This is a genomic window from Haemophilus haemolyticus (assembly GCF_001008275.1).
In the GTDB taxonomy this organism is placed as follows: Bacteria; Pseudomonadota; Gammaproteobacteria; order Enterobacterales; family Pasteurellaceae; genus Haemophilus; species Haemophilus haemolyticus_P.
In genome coordinates this window covers 1-18,466 of sequence record NZ_LCTH01000063.1, presented here as the reverse complement: position 1 = coordinate 18,466, position 18,466 = coordinate 1, and the positions used below count along the sequence as shown (strand labels likewise).

At 37.0% G+C, this 18,466-nt stretch carries 20 protein-coding genes and 2 pseudogenes; 7 read left to right on the top strand and 15 right to left on the bottom strand.

The genetic code is table 11. The features are described from left to right. Positions 1 to 21: 21 nt before the first annotated feature. Positions 22 to 1,896, top strand: a complete 1,875-nt coding sequence (gene dxs, locus AAX15_RS09040; RefSeq protein WP_046940137.1) for a 1-deoxy-D-xylulose-5-phosphate synthase — start codon at positions 22 to 24, stop codon at positions 1,894 to 1,896. A gap of 51 nt (positions 1,897 to 1,947) precedes the next feature. Here dxs and AAX15_RS09035 read toward each other — a convergent pair whose 3' ends face one another. Next, positions 1,948 to 2,226 (bottom strand): helix-turn-helix domain-containing protein, encoded by a 279-nt coding sequence (locus tag AAX15_RS09035; protein ID WP_046940136.1) that lies wholly within the window; start codon positions 2,224 to 2,226, stop codon positions 1,948 to 1,950. Between the two features lie 95 nt (positions 2,227 to 2,321). On the opposite strand from AAX15_RS09035, the gene AAX15_RS09030 reads away from it, so the two are divergent. Next, positions 2,322 to 2,546 carry a hypothetical protein gene (locus AAX15_RS09030; protein WP_046940135.1) on the top strand — a complete coding sequence of 75 codons (225 nt, stop codon included), beginning with the start codon at positions 2,322 to 2,324 and terminating at the stop codon, positions 2,544 to 2,546. 44 nt (positions 2,547 to 2,590) lie between these two features. On the opposite strand, the gene AAX15_RS09025 is transcribed toward AAX15_RS09030, so the two are convergent. The 4 genes from AAX15_RS09025 to rplM all read right to left on the bottom strand — a co-directional run bounded on the left by AAX15_RS09025 (position 2,591) and on the right by rplM (position 4,692). Next, positions 2,591 to 3,043: a ClpXP protease specificity-enhancing factor gene (locus AAX15_RS09025; RefSeq protein ID WP_046940134.1), complete on the bottom strand. Its 453-nt coding sequence runs from the start codon at positions 3,041 to 3,043 to the stop codon at positions 2,591 to 2,593. Beyond that, the gene (locus tag AAX15_RS09020) at positions 3,043 to 3,681 is read right to left on the bottom strand and encodes a glutathione S-transferase N-terminal domain-containing protein (RefSeq protein WP_046940133.1); all 639 of its coding nucleotides are present in this window, start codon (positions 3,679 to 3,681) and stop codon (positions 3,043 to 3,045) included. Before AAX15_RS09020 ends, AAX15_RS09025 begins: the two co-directional genes overlap by 1 nt. Before the next feature lie 173 nt (positions 3,682 to 3,854). Beyond that, a complete protein-coding gene (gene rpsI, locus AAX15_RS09015; protein ID WP_005631594.1) occupies positions 3,855 to 4,247 on the bottom strand; it encodes a 30S ribosomal protein S9 in 393 nt (130 codons plus the stop codon). Between the two features lie 16 nt (positions 4,248 to 4,263). After that, positions 4,264 to 4,692, bottom strand: coding sequence for a 50S ribosomal protein L13 (gene rplM, locus AAX15_RS09010; RefSeq protein ID WP_005628896.1), 429 nt, complete (start codon positions 4,690 to 4,692; stop codon positions 4,264 to 4,266). A 310-nt stretch (positions 4,693 to 5,002) separates the two neighbouring features. On the opposite strand from rplM, the gene metF reads away from it, so the two are divergent. After that, entirely contained in the window at positions 5,003 to 5,884 is an 882-nt protein-coding gene (metF, locus tag AAX15_RS09005) for a methylenetetrahydrofolate reductase (protein ID WP_005637894.1), read from the top strand. 85 nt (positions 5,885 to 5,969) lie between these two features. On the opposite strand, the gene bioD is transcribed toward metF, so the two are convergent. The 8 genes from bioD to rlmE all read right to left on the bottom strand — a co-directional run bounded on the left by bioD (position 5,970) and on the right by rlmE (position 13,339). Next, positions 5,970 to 6,698, bottom strand: coding sequence for a dethiobiotin synthase (bioD, locus tag AAX15_RS09000; protein WP_046940132.1), 729 nt, complete (start codon positions 6,696 to 6,698; stop codon positions 5,970 to 5,972). A 101-nt stretch (positions 6,699 to 6,799) separates the two neighbouring features. Continuing rightward, entirely contained in the window at positions 6,800 to 7,066 is a 267-nt protein-coding gene (locus AAX15_RS08995; RefSeq protein ID WP_046940131.1) for a YcgL domain-containing protein, read from the bottom strand. A 78-nt stretch (positions 7,067 to 7,144) separates the two neighbouring features. Continuing rightward, entirely contained in the window at positions 7,145 to 7,612 is a 468-nt protein-coding gene (locus tag AAX15_RS08990) for a hypothetical protein (protein ID WP_046940130.1), read from the bottom strand. A 220-nt stretch (positions 7,613 to 7,832) separates the two neighbouring features. Further along, entirely contained in the window at positions 7,833 to 8,330 is a 498-nt protein-coding gene (gene sixA, locus AAX15_RS08985) for a phosphohistidine phosphatase SixA (RefSeq protein ID WP_046940129.1), read from the bottom strand. A gap of 62 nt (positions 8,331 to 8,392) precedes the next feature. Continuing rightward, positions 8,393 to 9,727 (bottom strand): phosphoglucosamine mutase, encoded by a 1,335-nt coding sequence (glmM, locus tag AAX15_RS08980; protein ID WP_046940128.1) that lies wholly within the window; start codon positions 9,725 to 9,727, stop codon positions 8,393 to 8,395. A gap of 37 nt (positions 9,728 to 9,764) precedes the next feature. After that, on the bottom strand, positions 9,765 to 10,592 hold the full coding sequence (gene folP / locus AAX15_RS08975) for a dihydropteroate synthase (RefSeq protein WP_046940127.1): 828 nt from the start codon (positions 10,590 to 10,592) through the stop codon (positions 9,765 to 9,767). Between the two features lie 135 nt (positions 10,593 to 10,727). Further along, a complete protein-coding gene (gene ftsH / locus AAX15_RS08970) occupies positions 10,728 to 12,620 on the bottom strand; it encodes an ATP-dependent zinc metalloprotease FtsH (RefSeq protein WP_046940126.1) in 1,893 nt (630 codons plus the stop codon). An 89-nt stretch (positions 12,621 to 12,709) separates the two neighbouring features. Further along, positions 12,710 to 13,339: a 23S rRNA (uridine(2552)-2'-O)-methyltransferase RlmE gene (gene rlmE / locus AAX15_RS08965; RefSeq protein WP_005637911.1), complete on the bottom strand. Its 630-nt coding sequence runs from the start codon at positions 13,337 to 13,339 to the stop codon at positions 12,710 to 12,712. Positions 13,340 to 13,465: 126 nt separating this feature from the next. Here rlmE and yhbY point away from each other — a divergent pair, with 126 nt between their 5' ends. Beyond that, positions 13,466 to 13,765: a ribosome assembly RNA-binding protein YhbY gene (gene yhbY / locus AAX15_RS08960; protein WP_046940125.1), complete on the top strand. Its 300-nt coding sequence runs from the start codon at positions 13,466 to 13,468 to the stop codon at positions 13,763 to 13,765. Between the two features lie 38 nt (positions 13,766 to 13,803). Here the strand turns inward: yhbY and greA are convergent, their stop codons facing one another. After that, positions 13,804 to 14,280: a transcription elongation factor GreA gene (gene greA, locus AAX15_RS08955; protein WP_005637913.1), complete on the bottom strand. Its 477-nt coding sequence runs from the start codon at positions 14,278 to 14,280 to the stop codon at positions 13,804 to 13,806. Positions 14,281 to 14,443: 163 nt separating this feature from the next. On the opposite strand from greA, the gene dacB reads away from it, so the two are divergent. Together dacB and AAX15_RS08945 are read left to right on the top strand one after the other, a co-directional pair. Further along, positions 14,444 to 15,883 (top strand): serine-type D-Ala-D-Ala carboxypeptidase, encoded by a 1,440-nt coding sequence (dacB, locus tag AAX15_RS08950; protein WP_046940124.1) that lies wholly within the window; start codon positions 14,444 to 14,446, stop codon positions 15,881 to 15,883. Between the two features lie 66 nt (positions 15,884 to 15,949). Then, positions 15,950 to 17,284, top strand: a pseudogene (locus AAX15_RS08945) (ABC transporter ATP-binding protein/permease); the annotation flags it as partial. Between the two features lie 132 nt (positions 17,285 to 17,416). Here the strand turns inward: AAX15_RS08945 and rpsO are convergent. Continuing rightward, positions 17,417 to 17,686, bottom strand: coding sequence for a 30S ribosomal protein S15 (gene rpsO, locus AAX15_RS08940; protein ID WP_005628925.1), 270 nt, complete (start codon positions 17,684 to 17,686; stop codon positions 17,417 to 17,419). Between the two features lie 372 nt (positions 17,687 to 18,058). Between rpsO and AAX15_RS09740 the strand changes: the two are divergent. Then, positions 18,059 to 18,212 (top strand): annotated as a pseudogene (locus AAX15_RS09740) (type I restriction endonuclease); the annotation flags it as partial. Positions 18,213 to 18,466 lie beyond the last annotated feature (254 nt).

The window sequence follows — 18,466 nt, the reverse complement described above, 5'->3', positions numbered from 1 at the left end:
AAAAATTATAACGTTTTTAAAATGACTAACAATATGAACAATTACCCCTTATTATCTTTGATTAATTCACCAGAAGATTTGCGTCTTTTAAATAAAGATCAGCTACCACAACTCTGCCAAGAATTACGCGGTTATCTTTTAGAATCTGTTAGTCAAACTAGCGGGCATTTAGCGTCAGGTTTAGGCACTGTAGAGCTAACCGTTGCACTACATTATGTATATAAGACACCGTTTGATCAATTAATTTGGGATGTTGGACATCAAGCTTATCCACACAAAATTTTAACGGGTCGTCGAGATCAAATGTCCACAATTCGCCAAAAAAACGGTATTCATCCTTTCCCTTGGCGTGAAGAAAGTGAATTTGATGTATTAAGCGTTGGCCACTCATCTACTTCTATTAGTGCTGGATTAGGTATTGCTGTCGCCGCAGAACGAGAAAATGCAGGTAGAAAAACGGTATGCGTAATCGGTGATGGCGCAATTACTGCAGGAATGGCTTTTGAAGCGCTGAATCACGCAGGTTCTATTCACACTGATATGTTGGTCATTTTAAATGACAATGAAATGTCTATTTCAGAAAATGTTGGCGCATTAAATAATCACCTCGCTCGTATTTTCTCTGGTTCTATCTACTCCACATTACGAGATGGAAGTAAAAAGATTCTCGATAAAGTTCCACCTGTAAAAAACTTTATGAAAAAAACCGAAGAACATATGAAAGGGGTGATGTTCTCACCAGAAAGTACATTATTTGAAGAACTCGGTTTTAATTATATTGGCCCGGTGGATGGGCATAATATTGATGAATTAGTGGCAACACTTACGAATATGCGTAATCTGAAAGGCCCACAATTCTTACATATAAAAACGAAAAAAGGTAAAGGGTACGAGCCCGCAGAAAAAGATCCAATTGGATTCCACGGCGTACCAAAATTTGACCCAATCAGTGGAGAATTGCCTAAAAATAATAGCAAACCAACTTATTCGAAAATTTTTGGTGATTGGCTATGCGAAATGGCAGAAAAAGATTCCAAAATTATTGGTATCACACCAGCAATGCGTGAAGGTTCTGGCATGGTGGAGTTTTCCCAACGTTTTCCAGAACAATATTTTGATGTAGCGATTGCAGAGCAACACGCCGTCACATTTGCCACCGGACTTGCTATTGGCGGATATAAACCTGTAGTTGCGATTTACTCGACATTTCTACAACGTGCTTACGACCAACTTATTCACGATGTTGCCATTCAAAATCTGCCTGTATTATTTGCGATTGATCGAGCGGGTATCGTAGGCGCTGATGGTCCAACACACCAAGGAGCATTTGATCTCAGTTTCATTCGTTGCATTCCCAATATGATTATCATGACACCAAGTGATGAAAATGAATGCCGTCAAATGCTCTATACTGGTTATCAATGTGGAAAGCCTTCAGCTGTACGTTATCCTCGCGGAAATGCCATTGGTGTTGAACTAACACCTTTAGAAATACTTCCTATCGGTAAATCACGTTTAATTCGAGAAGGTCAAAAAATTGCAATTTTAAACTTTGGTACCCTGTTACCATCCGCATTAGAGGCATCAGAAAAACTCAATGCAACGGTTGTCGATATGCGTTTTGTGAAACCGATTGATATTGAAATGATTAATGTGCTTGCTCAAACTCATGATTATTTAGTCACATTAGAAGAAAATGCAATTCAAGGTGGAGCTGGATCTGCTGTTGCGGAAGTGCTAAATTCATCTGGAAAATCAACCGCACTTTTACAGCTTGGTTTGCCAGATTATTTTATTCCACAAGCAACACAGCAAGAAGCATTAAAAGATTTGGGATTAGATTCAAAAGGAATTGAAGAAAACATTCTTTCTTTTATTCAGAAAACTTCAAATTAAAAAGGTGGAATAACTCCGCCTATTCATTTAAATTTTAAACTGCAATCAAGTTTAGGTGTGTTTTTTAGTCTCTAAAGCAGAATAAAATCTTTTCTCAATATCATCTAATATCTGCACAGGATCAAGCTCTAGTCCTTTACAATATTGAATAAATTCAAAAATATCTAGTCTGCGGTCACCTGTTTCTACTTTTCCAATAAATGACGCAAGCACGCCCATTTTTTTACCTAATGCACGCTGTGATAATCCTAAATTATTACGTCGTTGAGTAAATAATTCCCTCAACCAAGTATGTTCAGCCGAATGAACTGATAATCTTAAATTCCCCATTGCACCTATTTTAGGTGCAATATATAATAAACCTGTTTTAGGGTTAAATCTTAAAACATAATATTATTAACAATTTCAACAATGGAGAAATAAATATGGGATTTTGGGATGTCGTTAGTAGCGTAGCCACAAGCGTGGCAAATTCTATTCAAGAAAGTGCAAATGAAATTAGAGAATTAAAAGAAGAAATGTCTAGAAAATCAGATAGAGAATTAGCTAACATTGCCATAAATAAAGATGGTAAAGCGAAAACTGTTGCTTATTCAGAACTAAAAAATCGTGGCTACACAGATATTTCAGAAATTAAACGAATGCTATAAATATTAAAAAAGAGGCTATAGCCTCTTTTTTACTTTTTAGCTCATTAATCAACAATTCTTAAATGAGAAGCTGATTTTGTTTTCTTTTTTTCTTCTCGCTTTTTAGGGATATCTACTACTTCATGAAAACTAGTTGGTTGTTCAGTATCTGGCTCAGAATTAAGTTCATCGTAAACCTCCTCTGGCTCAAACATCACGCCATCACCATTTTCACGAGCATAGATCGCAAGCGCTGCTCCCATTGGGATATACAGCTCACGAGAAACACCTTTAAAGCGCGCATTAAACTGGATGAAATCATTTGTCAGTTGTAAATTGCCCGTAGCATTGGCAGACAAGTTCAATACAATCTGTCCATCTTTTACATATTCGACAGGAACATTCACACCTAAGTAAGTCGCATCAACAACCAAATAAGGCGTGAAACTATTATCTACTAGCCAATCATAATAGGCGCGTAATAAATAAGGGCGCTTAGGAGAAGCTTTGTATTCCATTATTTATCATCCATTAAATTTTTTGGTGCAGCCTCACCTACAGACTGCAAAAATGAATCTCGACTAAATACACGATCCATATATCCCTTAATCGGTTTACTACCTGGACCTGTAAATTCTACGCCTAAATGTTTTAATTTCCATAACAATGGAGCAACATAACAGTCCACTAAACCAAACTCTTCATTCATGAAATAAAGTGTTTGCTGGAAAATTGGTGTAATTGCTAAAAGTTCTTCTTTTAATTGTTTAATCGCTTCAGCTTTTTCACTTTCTGTACCATTTTCTGCTTTCTTGAGAGTTGGATACCAATCTTGTTCAATTCGTAACATCAAAAGACGATCTTTTGCTCGAGAAACTGGATACACTTGCATTAATGGTGGATGCGGAAAACGTTCGTCAAGATATTCCATAATAATTCGCGAACTAAACAAAACAAGATCACGATCAACTAACGTAGGCACTGTAGCATACGGATTTAATTCCATTAAATCTTCTGGTAATGCTTGCAAATCAACTTCTTCGTTCTCATAAAGTACACCTTTTTCAGCTAAAACAATTTTTACCTGATGACAGTAAATATCATCTTTATTTGAAAAAAGGGCCATTACTGAACGTTTACTTGATGCGCTGGACATTTATTCCTCCGAAGATCCAAAAATATTCTATATTTTATAAGGGGTGTGTATTCTACCACAAAGCGTAAGTCATTTGCCAAACAATTCTTTTTTATTGTTTCATAATCAATAAGTTAGATAACAAAAAAGCAGAGATTTCTCTCTGCTTTTCTTTTTCGAAACGAAAATAAAAATTAACGTTTTGAGTATTGTGGACGACGACGTGCTTTGTGTAAACCCACTTTTTTACGTTCAACGCGACGTGCGTCACGAGTAACGAAACCAGCTGCACGAAGTGCTGGGCGTAATGTTTCATCGTATTCCATCAATGCACGAGTGATACCGTGACGGATCGCACCCGCTTGACCAGAAATACCACCACCTTTAACTGTGATGTATAGGTCTAATTTATCAGTTAATTCAACCAATTCTAATGGCTGACGTACTACCATGCGCGCAGTTTCACGGCCGAAGTAAACGTCTAATTCACGTTGGTTGATAGTGATTTTACCACTGCCCGGTTTGATAAATACACGAGCTGAAGAGCTTTTGCGGCGACCTGTGCCGTAGTTTTGATTCTCTGCCATTTTCTAAACCTCGTGATTAAATATCTAATACTTGTGGTTGTTGTGCAGCGTGTTGGTGTTCAGCACCCGCGTACACTTTTAATTTACGGAACATTGCACGGCCTAATGGACCTTTTGGCAACATACCTTTAACCGCAATTTCAATCACTGCTTCAGGACGGCGAGCGATCATTTCTTTAAAAGTCGCTTGTTTAATACCACCTACATAGCCAGTGTGCCAATAGTAAAGTTTATCTGTTTCTTTACGACCAGTTACTGCCACTTTGTCTGCGTTGATAACGATGATGTAATCACCAGTATCTACGTGTGGAGTGTACTCAGCCTTGTGTTTACCACGAAGACGACGTGCTAATTCAGTCGCTAAACGACCTAAAGTTTTACCTGTCGCATCTACTACGTACCAGTCGCGTTTAACCGTTTCTGGTTTTGCTACAAAAGTTTTCATTAATTAATTACCAAAAATTAGTTTGATACCCAGTGTTCTTGCGAACACAACCATTGATCTTAATCGCCACCCCTTCGAGTGAGATCTCGATAAAATAATGTACGATGGGAATTCGAACATTTATAGGGTCGCTGTATTATACATATTTATTTCATGAATGCTAATTTTTTATGCAATATTTTAGTATTTTTGCTGAAACCTATTTACATTAACTAAATTAATGTTTTTAATGAATTTATTAAAATTGACTCATACATAAAGTTATTTTATTGTTAACTCAAATATTACCATACTAGCTATAGGAATTTTTATGAGCTACGCTAAAGAAATTGACACACTTAATCAGCACATCGCTGACTTCAATAAAAAAATTAATGTTTCTTTTGAATTTTTCCCACCAAAAAATGAAAAAATGGAAACGCTTTTATGGGATTCTATTCATCGTTTAAAAGTGTTAAAACCTAAATTCGTTTCTGTTACTTACGGCGCAAACTCTGGCGAGCGTGACCGCACTCATGGTATTGTAAAAGCAATCAAACAAGAAACTGGCTTAGAGGCTGCTCCGCATTTAACTGGTATTGATGCCACACCTGAAGAATTAAAACAAATTGCTAAAGATTACTGGGGCAGTGGTATTCGTCGCATCGTTGCGTTACGCGGTGACGAACCCAAAGGATATGCTAAAAAACCATTTTATGCGTCAGATCTTGTGGAATTACTCCGCTCTGTCGCTGATTTTGATATTTCTGTAGCAGCTTACCCAGAAGTTCATCCAGAAGCAAAATCAGCACAAGCAGACTTGATTAATTTAAAACGTAAAATTGATGCAGGTGCAAATCATGTTATCACTCAATTTTTCTTTGATATTGAAAGCTACCTACGTTTCCGTGATCGTTGTGCATCAATTGGTATTGATACTGAAATCGTACCGGGCATTTTACCTGTAACTAACTTTAAGCAGTTACAAAAAATGGCTTCTTTCACTAATGTGAAAATTCCTGCATGGCTTGTTAACGCTTATGAAGGATTAGACGATGATCAAACCACTCGTAATCTTGTAGCAGCAAGTGTTGCGATGGATATGGTGAAAATTTTATCTCGCGAAGGAGTGAATGACTTCCATTTCTATACGCTAAATCGTAGTGAACTAACTTATGCAATTTGTCATATGTTAGGTGTAAGACCTGAATAACTTAAAGATAAAGTATTTTTCTTCCATGAAATAAGGGCGTTATTTACGCCCTTATTTAAATATAAAAAACTTTAACCGCACTTTATTATTTGACTAACTCTGTTTGCATATACATTAATCGATCAATATCCGTCAAATAATGTCCCAATTCTTGCTCTTCTGGTTTATGCAAATAAGGAATTTTCCCTAAAAGCGGAGCATCAATATGCTCAACAAGCAAATCAACAATTTCTGCATAGTGGCTTAATAATGGATTAACTCGGTTAGCTATCCAGCCCAATAACGGCACGCCTAGCTGTTGAATCGCTTGCACAGTTAACAACGCGTGATTCACACAACCATCTTTAATACCAACCACAAGAACCACAGGCATTTTTCGTTGAGCAACCCAATCAGCAAAACTTTTTCCTTCCGCCATTGGAGTCATTAAACCAAATGAGCCCTCAACCACCACAGACTGATAATTTTGATTTAATCGAGTTAAATCATGATTAATTTTATCTAACTTAATACGCGTCCTATCTTGTGTCAGCATCGGTGCGCTATGGCTAAAGGTATAACTATTAATATCCTTGTAGGACACATTTTCTTTGGTTGAATCCATTAATGTTAATACATCTGAATTTGATAAATTATCATAATCTGATGTATTTTCTTCTTGCATCGCTGGGTAAATACTTTCCTCACAGCAACAAGCAATGGGTTTATAGCCAACCACTTGCACACCTTGTTTTTGCAAGGCTTGAATAATCGCGCGGGTTGCCGTGGTTTTTCCCACATTTGTATCTGTCCCAGCAACAAAAAAGCTACTCATTTTTCTCTCCTTTAAAAAGTGCGGTGGATTTTAAAAGACTTTTTCCTTTAAAAATTTGAGATAACGCAAATTTTCTCTTTTTCGTATCAAAAATAAACAATTTATTTGATCTCACTCAAGCTATTAAATAAACCATCATCTTGTTTTGGTATTTGCAAATAAAATCCTTGTTGTTTAATTTTTTCCAATACCTCATTACAATCTACATTATGTAGAGGCTTGCTCCCAAGTAAATTAAACATCATCACTAATTCTGGTTTTCCAAAGTGGCTCAGCAATACTTCTGGCACTTGAAAAAAATCCTCTCTTTTCGCAATATACAGATAACTTCCCAGTTTCTTTTTACTTTTATAAATAGCACATAACATATTTTGTTTTCCTAAATAAAAAATCCCTATTAAATTTCTTTAACAGGGATTTTATCATTTATTAAATTGATTAAAGCATTATTTTGCAGCTTCTTTTACTGCATCAGCTACTTGAGTTGCTTTTTCAGAAACGGCTTCTTTAACTTCAGTCATTTTAGAAGTAGCCGCATCTTTCATTGCATCCATTTTTGATGATGCTGCATCTTTCATTGCATCAATTTTAGAGGTTGCATCATCTTTCATTTCGCTAACTTTAGCTGCTGCAGCATCTTTTACTTGTTCAACTTGTGCCATTGCTGCATCTTTAACTTCAGCAGCTTTCTCTACTGCAGTGTTTTTCACTTCAGTTGAAGCTTGTTTAGCCGCATCTTTAACATCAGCAACAGCATTAGTTGCTGCGTCTTTTGCTTCAGAAACCATTGATGTTGCCGCTTGTTTAGCTGCGTCAACTTTTTGTGCAGCTTCTTCTTTATCGAAACAACCAGTAACCACTAAAGCTGAACCTAAAACTAATGCTAGTGTTAATTTTTTCATAATTTTCTCCATAGAATAAATCTTGATTACGGCAAAGCCCTATTGCTTTGATGTGGCGTAGTTTACGGAAATTTTATTAAAAGAAAATAGCTAATACAAAAATTTACATTTCTGATAAATAAACAAGTGTAAAAAATAGCATTAACACATTGATATTAAATATATTTTAAAAAAGTTCCATAGAAAAATTTTATTTTTTGTAAAGAAATGTATATGAATATATGTTTTAGATTTAATCAATCTTATGAATTTCTCTAGATGCTTGATGCATCAATATTTCTGATTTATTACCATCCCATAATAATTGAGCAATGGTTGCAGGATAAAATGGTATTGGATTTCGTTTTCCATACAGTTCAGCAACGATTTCTCCAACTAAAGGTAAATGAGAAATAATCAATACAGATTTAACCCCATCATGTTTCAGCACTTCTAAATAATCAATAACTGAATGTGCATGACCATAAGGGGTTATACCCTCCCAAGTTTCAAGTTTATTTTCTAACTCCAAATCAAACGCTTGATTAACTTGATGAAAGGTTTCTTGAGCTCTGACATAAGGGCTCACTAAAATACGGTCTAGTGAATTAATTAATAGTGTACTTAAATGCTGTTTTAACCATTCCCCTTGAGAAAAAGCTTGTTTAATACCATAGGCAGTTAAGCAACGAGCTTTATCACTATTAGCCATTACTTCAGCCTCGCCATGACGCATAATAAAAATGTTCATTTTGCTTTCCTAAAAACTTTATAAAAATAAACCGCACTTAGTAAAGTGCGGTCAAAAATTAATTAATTTTTCTTCACAGCTTCTGCAATTTCTTCTGCACATTGTTGTGCAAGTGCAGCGTCTTGGCATTCCACCATAACACGGATAAGTGGTTCTGTACCTGATTTACGCAATAAAATGCGGCCTTTGCCTTCTAAACGTTTTTCAACCTCTGCGGCAACAGATTTTACAGCGTCACTTTCAAGTGGATTATCCCCACCCGCAAAACGTACATTGATTAACACTTGTGGGAATAATTTAACCGCACTCGCTAATTCATTTAATGATAATTTATGCTGAGCCATCGCCGCCAGTACAGCTAATGAAGCAATAATGCCATCACCCGTTGTATTCTTATCCGCAATGATAATATGGCCTGAATTCTCACCACCAAGCGTCCAATCATTTTCAACCATTTTTTCCAATACGTAACGGTCTCCCACATTTGCTCGTAAGAAAGGAACGCCAAGCATTTTCAACGCAATCTCTAAGCTCATATTACTCATTAATGTGCCAACGACACCACCTTTTAATTGACCTGAGCGCAATGCTTCACGCGCAATAATAAAGAGAATTTGGTCACCATCGACTTTATTTCCTAAATGATCGACCATCATAATGCGGTCACCATCGCCATCATAAGCTAAGCCAACGTCAGCTTTCATTTCAACTACTTTAGCTTGTAATGCTGTCACATCAGTTGCGCCACATTTTTCATTAATGTTCAAACCATTTGGATCTGTACCAATTTCAATGACCTCCGCACCTAGCTCTCTCAACACGTTAGGCGCAATATGATAGGTTGCACCATTTGCACAATCTACCATGATCTTATAACCTTCCAATCCTAAATGAGCGGGAAATGTGCCTTTACAAAACTCAATATAGCGTCCTGCTGCATCATTAATACGGCTTGCTTTACCTAATTCGGCAGATTCCACACAATCCATAGGTTGCTCTAACATCGCTTCAATGGCTTCTTCAATTTCATCAGGTAATTTAGTCCCTTTTGCTGAAAAGAATTTAATACCATTATCATAATAAGGATTATGAGAGGCTGAGATCACAATACCCGCTTCAGCACGGAAAGTTCTGGTCAAATAAGCAATAGCAGGTGTAGGCATAGGGCCGGTAAATGCAGCAGATAACCCCGCAGCGGCTAAACCTGCTTCAAGGGCTGATTCCAACATGTATCCAGAAATTCGGGTATCTTTACCGATTAAAACCATTTTAGAACCTTGAGAAGCCAATACTTTTCCTGCAGCCCACCCTAATTTTAATGCGAAATCTGGTGTGATTGGATAAGTACCCACTTTTCCACGTACACCATCTGTTCCAAAATATTTACGATTTGCCATAATACAATTCCTTTAATTTTTTATCGTTATAAAATCATCAGGCATTTTCTGTTGCCTGCCAAACTTTGAGCATATCTGATGTTGCAGCAACATCATGTACGCGTAAAATTTTTGCACCTTTTTGCGCTGCTATAAGCGCACCTGCCGCACTACCTATCACTCGCTGATCAACGGGTTTATCAAGCACAGCGCCAATCATTGATTTGCGAGATAATCCCGCTAATACTGGATAGCCCATCTGACAAAATTCATTCAGATTTTGTAATAATTGATAATTATGCAGTACAGACTTACCAAAACCAAATCCCATGTCCCAAATTAAGTTTTCTTTTTTAACACCAGCAGAAAGACATTCATCAGTACGTTTCTGTAAAAAAGCTAATACATCTTGTACGACATTTTCATAATGAGGATTTACCTGCATCGTTCTAGGTTGCCCTTGCATATGCATAATACAAACAGGTAAAGCCAGTTTTACCGCCGTTTCTAACGCATTTGGCTTTTGCAAAGCACGAATATCATTAATCAAATCCATTCCAACACTTGCTGCTTCACGTATCACAACTGCTTTTGAAGAGTCAACAGAAATCCAGCAATCAAAACGGCTTCGCACCGCCTCCACTACTGGCACAACACGATACAATTCTTCTTGTTCAGAGACTTCATCCGCATTAGGGCGAGTAGATTCACCACCAATATCAATAATTGCTGCCCCCTCTTCCAACATTTCTTCAACTTGAAAAAGAGCTTTATCCAAACTAAAAAACTGTCCGCTATCAGAAAAAGAATCAGGCGTAAAATTAAGGATTCCCATAATCTTAGGAACGCTTAAATCAAGACATTTATTATTTGCGTAAAGTTTCATAAAGTGCGGTGGATTTTTAAATTGATCTTAATCGAGCGATTATAGCGGAATACGTACAAGAAAAAAATCACTAGGCAAAAATAAAGCCTTTCCGAAGAAAGGCCTTGTTGATTAGAGAGTTGATTAGATAATTGATTAGGAATTAGAATCTATCGAATTTTCACCCGCACTTTGAGCATTATTGCTATTTGCATAAGCAGCTTGCCCTGTGTGCTCTTCCCATCCAGATGGCGGAGTCACTGGTTCACGATTCATCAATTGTTTGATTTGTTCTTCTTCAATGGTTTCATATTTGACTAATGCATCTTTCATCGCATGAAGAATATCCATATTATCAGTCAAAATCTGTCTTGCTCTCGCATAGTTACGATTTACAATTGCACGAACTTCCTCATCAATTGCATGAGCCGTTTCATCTGACATATGTTTTGCTTTCGCCATTGAACGACCTAAGAAAACCTCGCCCTCATCTTCCGTATAAAGAATCGGACCTAATTTGTCAGAGAATCCCCATTGGGTCACCATATTACGCGCGATATTAGTCGCTACTTTAATATCATTTGATGCACCCGTTGAGATATTTTCTTCACCATAAATTAAATCTTCTGCCAAACGACCCGCATACAAGGTAGAAAGCTTACTTTCTAATTGTTTTTGGCTAATACTAATTTGATCACCTTCAGGCAAGAAGAATGTCACACCCAACGCACGGCCACGAGGAATAATAGTCACCTTATGTACAGGATCATGTTCAGGTACTAAATACCCCACAATCGCATGGCCTGCTTCATGATAAGCAGTCGACTCTTTTTGCTTATCCGTCATAATCATGGTACGACGCTCTGGCCCCATATTGATCTTATCTTTTGCTTTTTCAAACTCAAGCATGGTTACCATACGTTTATTCACTCGAGCAGCAAACAAAGCAGCCTCATTCACTAAGTTTGCTAAATCTGCACCAGAATAGCCCGGCGTACCACGCGCTAATGTCATTGCATCAACATCTGGTGCTACAGGCACTTTGCGCATATGCACTTTTAAGATTTGCTCACGACCTTTCACATCAGGCAAACCAACAACAACTTGTCGGTCAAAACGGCCTGGACGAGTTAAAGCTGGATCAAGTACATCTGGACGGTTAGTCGCCGCAATAACAATTACTCCATCATTACCGCTAAATCCATCCATTTCAACCAGCATTTGGTTTAAGGTTTGTTCACGCTCATCATGTCCACCACCTAAACCCGCACCGCGTTGACGACCCACTGCATCGATTTCATCAATAAAGATTAAGCAAGGTGCATTTTTCTTAGCCTGTTCAAACATATCACGTACACGAGATGCACCAACACCCACAAACATTTCTACGAAATCAGAACCAGAAATAGTGAAGAATGGAACTTTTGCTTCCCCTGCGATAGCACGAGCCAGTAAGGTTTTACCAGTACCTGGAGGTCCTACCATCAAAATACCTTTTGGAATTTTACCGCCCAAGTTTTGGAATTTATTCGGATCACGCAAGAAATCAACGATTTCGCCCACTTCTTCTTTTGCTTCATCGCAACCAGCAACATCCGCAAAAGTAACCTTAATCTGATCTTGATTCAGCATTTTGGCACGGCTTTTACCAAAGCTCATCGCTTTGCCACCACCCCCTTGCATTTGGCGCATAAAGAATACCCATACACCAACAAGGAATAACATTGGGAACCAAGAAATTAAAATTTGGGATAAGAAACCACGTTTTTCAAATGGCGTACCTTCCACTTTCACTTTTTTGCTTAACAAGTCATCAAGCAATTTTTTATCTTCAAGTGGCGGCATTACGGTTGAATATTTAGAACCATCCGTTTTCGTTACCGTAATTTCATTGGCATCAAAACGTGCTTCTGTCACTTGTCCGTTGCTTACATCGTAAACAAAGGTTGTATAATCAGTAGAATTATCTACCGAAGAGGAATTAAAACTCTGGTATGCTGTCATCATAATGACCGCGACTACCACCCAAAGCACCAGATTTTTGACCATATCGTTCAAAGTCTAACCTACCTTTCCTAAGTTAAAAAATTTTTTACAAGATACTACACATCATTAGCGATGAAAAGCTATCAAAGCAATTAACCTTTATAGCCTGTCGCCACAATATATACTTCACGAGAGCGTCCGCGTGATGCTTCAGGCTTACGCACTTTCACCACATTAAATAAAGAACGAATTTCTCTTAAATATTCATCAAAGCCTTCACCTTGGAAAACTTTAACAACAAAGCTTCCTTTGGTTGCCAAAACCTGTTTACACATATCTAAAGCAAGCTCGACCAAATACATTGCGCGTGGAATATCCACTGATGGCATTCCACTAAAATTGGGTGCCATATCAGACATTACCACATCAACTTTATCTTCACCTACGCGCGCTAATAAAGCATTCAATACATTTTCATCACGGAAATCGCCTTGCAGAAAATCAACGCCTACAATGGGATCCATTTCCAAAATATCACAAGCAATCACTCGACCTTTGCCACCAATTTGTCCCACCACATATTGCGACCAACCGCCAGGTGCAGCGCCGAGATCGACCACAGTCATTCCTTGTTTAAATAATTTATCTGTTTGTTGAATTTCATCAATCTTAAAATAAGCGCGTGAACGCAACTTTTGCTTATGCGCTTTTTGCACAAATTGATCACTAAAATGTTCATTTAGCCAGCGAGAAGAACTCGCTGAACGTTTTTTCTTTCCCATAATCTTCTATTTTTGGTAGTAGTTTTGCTTATATTTGGTTACAATCTGCCGAATTCAAGCCAAGGTTGATTGAAATCAGTGAAAAACATTGAGAAAATCAACCGCTCTTTTTAATTAGGAATCCTTATGACAACCTTATCAACCAAACAAAAACAATTCTTAAAAGGTCTTGCACACCATCTTAACCCAGTCGTTATACTTGGTGGAAATGGCTTAACCGAAGGCGTACTTGCTGAAATTGAAAATGCACTTAATCATCACGAACTCATTAAAGTAAAAGTTGCTGGTGCAGATCGCGAAACAAAACAACTTATTATCGATGCGATTGTGCGTGAAACTAAAGCAGCACAAGTACAAACTATCGGGCATATTTTGGTGCTTTATCGCCCAAGCGAAGAAGCAAAAATTCAGCTTCCACGCAAATAACAACAAAAGTGCGGTCATTTTTAACCGCACTTTTTTATTTAAATATAATTCACTTCAATAATATCAAACTCAACGACACCGCCAGGCGTTGTAATATTAACGGTATCATCTAATTCTTTACCAATTAAACCGCGTGCAATTGGAGAATTAACCGAAATCAAACCTGATTTAATGTCAGCCTCATCATCGCCCACAATACGATAAGTGACTTCTTCATCTGTATCTGTATTTACAAGCACAACGGTTGCACCAAAAATAACTTTACCATTATTTGGCATTTTTGTTACATCAATAATTTGAGCATTACCAAGTTTACCTTCAATCTCTTGAATACGGCCTTCACAAAAACCTTGTTGCTCACGAGCCGCATGATATTCTGCATTTTCTTTTAAATCACCGTGCTCGCGTGCTTCTGCTATCGCTTTAATAATTTCTGGACGACGTACATTTTTTAAGAAATCCAATTCTTCACGTAATTGTTCTGCGCCACGCACAGTCATTGGAATTTGTTGCATTGTTTTTCCTTTTACTAAATAAAACAAAAACCACGGCAAAATCCTAAAATCTTGCCGCAGTATTATTAAAAATAAACTTGAAATGAGAAAATGATTTACTCAATTTCATTCGGGGCTTATTATTGTTCGTCTAAAAAAAAATAGCAACCATAACAGACCTAATATGAAAAAATTATCTTTAATTTCCACCGCACTTGGATCCTTTTTACTTTCCATAAGCTTTAGCTTTCCAAGCTTCGCAAACATTAATGTTTCAGACTTTACACAACAATTGCCTGAAGGCTCTAGCGTGGGTTTCATCGCAAAAAATATCAATCAAAACCAAATTATCGCAGATTATAATGGCTCAACCTTTATGCTTCCTGCGAGTACACAAAAAGTTTTTACAGCTGTTGCCGCTAAACTTGCATTAGGTGATCAATTCCAATTTGAGACAGCTCTCTTGAGTAATGGGAAAATTCAAAATGGGAATTTAGATGGTCACTTAATCGTGCGTTTCACTGGCGATCCTGATCTCACAAGTGGCCAGCTTTATAGCTTACTTGCAGAATTAAAAAAACAAGGCATCAAAAAAATTAATGGCGATTTAGTATTAGATACCTCTGTTTTTTCGAGTCACGACCGAGGATTAGGTTGGATTTGGAACGATCTGACCATGTGTTTCAACTCTCCCCCGTCCGCTGCGAATATTGATAACAACTGTTTTTATGCGGAACTAGATGCCAATCAAAATCCTGGTGACACAGTAAAAATCAATGTGCCTGCACAATTTCCAATTCAAGTGTTTGGACAAGTCTATGTAGCGGATAGCAATGAAGCGCCTTATTGTCAGCTCGATGTTGTTGTACACGACAATAATCGCTATCAAGTAAAAGGATGTTTAGCCCGTCAATCTAAACCTTTTGGCTTAAGCTTTGCCGTGCAAGATACGGATGCTTATGCTGCCGCGATTATTCAACGTCAATTAAGACAATTAGGTATTGAGTTCAATGGTAAAGTCATGTTGCCCCCAAAACCACAACAAGGTCAACTATTAGCTACACATTTATCAAAACCATTACCAGATTTATTGAAAAAAATGATGAAAAAATCGGATAACCAAATTGCCGATTCATTATTCCGAGCAGTCGCATTCAATTACTATAAACGCCCAGCATCCTTTCAATTAGGCACGTTAGCGATTAAATCTATATTGCAAAAACAAGGAATTCGTTTTGGTAACAGTATTTTAGCCGATGGTTCAGGTCTGTCTCGTCATAATCTTGTGGCACCTAAAACGATGCTATCCGTTTTAGAATACATCGCCAAAAACGAAGATAAATTACATTTAATGGAAACTTTCCCCATCGCAGGTGTAGATGGCACGATCAGTGGGCGAGGTGGATTAATTAGCCCGCCATTAGTAAAAAATGTGATTGCTAAAACCGGTTCTTTGAAAGGGGTTTATAACCTAGCCGGCTTTATGACAAATGCTCGAGGGGAAAAAGTAGCCTTTGTACAATTTATTAATGGCTACTCAACAGGCGATTTAGAAAGCAAAACAAAACGAGCACCATTAGTACAATTTGAGAGTGGCTTGTACAATGAAATCTATAAATATTAATAAAATCTTCTAAAAAAACACCGCACTTTGCCATCCAAAGTGCGGTGTTTTTTATAGCCCTTTTAAAAATACTATCGCCTAAAATACGAACGAGATTTACCAGATAATATCGATCAACGTATTGAACAAGATGCGAGAGAATTTATTACCAGTACGGTACAAATTGTGCGAGGCGTGATTAACTCGGTGCTCACGACCATTGAATTTACGATTATTTTATGGTCACTTTCTGGAGTATTAATTTTATTTGGATTTAATATCGAAAAAGGCGTCGTTTTCTTCATTTATGCCTTTATTATTTTCGCAACACTTATGTCTGTTTGGATTGGTCGCCCACTAATTAAGTTAAATTTTACAAAAGAGAAACTCAATGGCGATTATCGTTATTCCTTAATCCGTGTACGAGACAATGCAGAAAGCATTGCTTTTTATAATGGCGAGCCAAAAGAACAAACTTTCTTACAACATCAATTCCGTCAAATTATCCATAACCGTTGGTCCATTGTATTAAAAATGTTGGGCTTAAATAGTTTCAACTCTGGGGTAACTCGCGTTGCCAAATTATTGCCTTTAATGTTACAAGCGCCACGTTTCTTTTCTGGTCAAATAAAGCTAGGTGACATGCATCAAACAGTCCAAGCATTTAATCGATTAATGACCACACTTTCATTTTTCCGCTTGTTATATGAACAATTCACACTCTATCAAGCACGCTTAAATCGTCTTTATGGTTTTATAACAAAAATGGATGAATTAGATAAACAAAATGTTCATCATCCTTTCCATTGTTCTCATCGTGTCGCCTTAAAAAACTTTGGTATTAAAGATGAACAAGGTCATGTACTACTCAATAATTTAAATATTAATTTAGAAAATGGAGATGCCTTATTGATTCAAGGTGCATCTGGAACAGGAAAAACATCGCTACTAAAAGCAATTGCAGGGATCTATCCTTTTGAAACCATAGGTATTGCAGAGCATCCATGTATGGGAAGTTTATTCCTGCCACAACGACCTTATATGCCGCAGGGTACTTTACGAGAAGCAATTTGTTATCCAAATATCAATCCAAGTCACGCAGAATTAGAACAAACCATGAAAGATTGTGCGCTAGGAAAATATATACACGCACTTAATGTAAAAAATGACTGGCAAGCGATTTTATCACCTGGTGAACTTCAAAGAGTGGCGTTTATTCGTATTTTACTCACAAAACCAGATGTCGTATTTCTCGATGAAACGACTTCAGCATTGGATGAAACAACCGAGTATTTACTCTACCAAACAATTAAAGAGCGTCTGCCCGAAATGAGCATTCTCAGTGTAGGTCATCGTAGTACATTACAGCAATTTCATAACAAACAACTAAAATTAGATGTATGTTTATTATGTGAACATTAGAAGATGGCAAGTTAATATATCAACCAAATATTTTATTTATTTTGATGATAGTCTGAAGAGCGCCTATAAAATAAAACTATAAAAAAAGCCCTCGAAATTCGAGGGCTTGATCTTTTACTATCGTAATAAAAATTAGCGACGTAAACCTAAACGAGCGATAGTGCTTTGGTATAAAGCAAGATCAGTACGTTTTAAGTAGTCTAAAAGTTTACGACGACGAGAAACCATACGTAATAAACCACGACGACCATGGTGGTCTTTTTTGTGCTCAGCAAAGTGAGCTTGTAAGTGGTTGATTTGTGCAGTTAATAATGCGATTTGAACTTCAGAAGAACCAGTATCTTTCGCATCACGACCAAATTCAGCAACGATTGCTGCTTTTTTTTCAGTACTTAGAGACATTTTTTACTCCTAAAAGGTAGTGTTGTTAATACATCATTCGCCGATCTCTAACTCAGCGATGACAAGGAGCCTGCATTCTAGCGATGAATAGGCTTAAATGCAAGGTTTAAAACTAAAAAAGCCAGATGATTAACATGGTAACCTTCAAATGTTGTCTATTTATCTCCCTCTCATTGCCACATTAACAACTCATCTCTAAATTCATTGAAATAAGAAACGATTATTAATTTACTTTTTACACTTTCTTTTTTTGAATATATATAGTCTAATATTTTGTAAATTACTGAAAAATAAAGATATTCATAGATTCTTCAAAATATAATACGGAGTTGAAGATATATGAGTGATAACTTTAAAACTAATACTTTAGATAATCAATTTTTAACTTATAATGATGAAATTACCGAGCTGTTCATATATCATCCTCATTGCTTCAGAGGACATTACAGCACGCTTGGGTTCGCTTTCGACAAATTTCGAGCGGTTTATACCGTGGAAAGTAGTGGATGATAAAACAAAAGAAAGCGATTAATTTTCACAAAAATCTGTAAACCATATCAGAAATAAAAAACATTTGAGCGTTTTTGCACAATTTTAGTCAATAAGATTTCCTATACTAATACCTCATGTACATCAGAAGAGGAAAAATCATGAAAAAAATGATCTCAACCGTATTTTGTTCGCTTATTGCTGGTACATCTTGTGCAAACTCATCAGTTTTTAGCATTAATGTGCCAGATTTACCTAAACACGGATTTCACGCTAAAAACTTGTTAAGTA

What these genes read in the sequence shown, in the direction of transcription:
- dxs (WP_046940137.1), top strand. Translation starts at nt 22, where the DNA reads ATGACTAACAATATGAACAATTACCCCTTATTATCTTTGATTAATTCA.
- AAX15_RS09035 (WP_046940136.1), bottom strand. Translation starts at nt 2,226, where the DNA reads ATGGGGAATTTAAGATTATCAGTTCATTCGGCTGAACATACTTGGTTG.
- AAX15_RS09030 (WP_046940135.1), top strand. Translation starts at nt 2,322, where the DNA reads ATGGGATTTTGGGATGTCGTTAGTAGCGTAGCCACAAGCGTGGCAAAT.
- AAX15_RS09025 (WP_046940134.1), bottom strand. Translation starts at nt 3,043, where the DNA reads ATGGAATACAAAGCTTCTCCTAAGCGCCCTTATTTATTACGCGCCTAT.
- AAX15_RS09020 (WP_046940133.1), bottom strand. Translation starts at nt 3,681, where the DNA reads ATGTCCAGCGCATCAAGTAAACGTTCAGTAATGGCCCTTTTTTCAAAT.
- rpsI (WP_005631594.1), bottom strand. Translation starts at nt 4,247, where the DNA reads ATGGCAGAGAATCAAAACTACGGCACAGGTCGCCGCAAAAGCTCTTCA.
- rplM (WP_005628896.1), bottom strand. Translation starts at nt 4,692, where the DNA reads ATGAAAACTTTTGTAGCAAAACCAGAAACGGTTAAACGCGACTGGTAC.
- metF (WP_005637894.1), top strand. Translation starts at nt 5,003, where the DNA reads ATGAGCTACGCTAAAGAAATTGACACACTTAATCAGCACATCGCTGAC.
- bioD (WP_046940132.1), bottom strand. Translation starts at nt 6,698, where the DNA reads ATGAGTAGCTTTTTTGTTGCTGGGACAGATACAAATGTGGGAAAAACC.
- AAX15_RS08995 (WP_046940131.1), bottom strand. Translation starts at nt 7,066, where the DNA reads ATGTTATGTGCTATTTATAAAAGTAAAAAGAAACTGGGAAGTTATCTG.
- AAX15_RS08990 (WP_046940130.1), bottom strand. Translation starts at nt 7,612, where the DNA reads ATGGAGAAAATTATGAAAAAATTAACACTAGCATTAGTTTTAGGTTCA.
- sixA (WP_046940129.1), bottom strand. Translation starts at nt 8,330, where the DNA reads ATGAACATTTTTATTATGCGTCATGGCGAGGCTGAAGTAATGGCTAAT.
- glmM (WP_046940128.1), bottom strand. Translation starts at nt 9,727, where the DNA reads ATGGCAAATCGTAAATATTTTGGAACAGATGGTGTACGTGGAAAAGTG.
- folP (WP_046940127.1), bottom strand. Translation starts at nt 10,592, where the DNA reads ATGAAACTTTACGCAAATAATAAATGTCTTGATTTAAGCGTTCCTAAG.
- ftsH (WP_046940126.1), bottom strand. Translation starts at nt 12,620, where the DNA reads ATGGTCAAAAATCTGGTGCTTTGGGTGGTAGTCGCGGTCATTATGATG.
- rlmE (WP_005637911.1), bottom strand. Translation starts at nt 13,339, where the DNA reads ATGGGAAAGAAAAAACGTTCAGCGAGTTCTTCTCGCTGGCTAAATGAA.
- yhbY (WP_046940125.1), top strand. Translation starts at nt 13,466, where the DNA reads ATGACAACCTTATCAACCAAACAAAAACAATTCTTAAAAGGTCTTGCA.
- greA (WP_005637913.1), bottom strand. Translation starts at nt 14,280, where the DNA reads ATGCAACAAATTCCAATGACTGTGCGTGGCGCAGAACAATTACGTGAA.
- dacB (WP_046940124.1), top strand. Translation starts at nt 14,444, where the DNA reads ATGAAAAAATTATCTTTAATTTCCACCGCACTTGGATCCTTTTTACTT.
- rpsO (WP_005628925.1), bottom strand. Translation starts at nt 17,686, where the DNA reads ATGTCTCTAAGTACTGAAAAAAAAGCAGCAATCGTTGCTGAATTTGGT.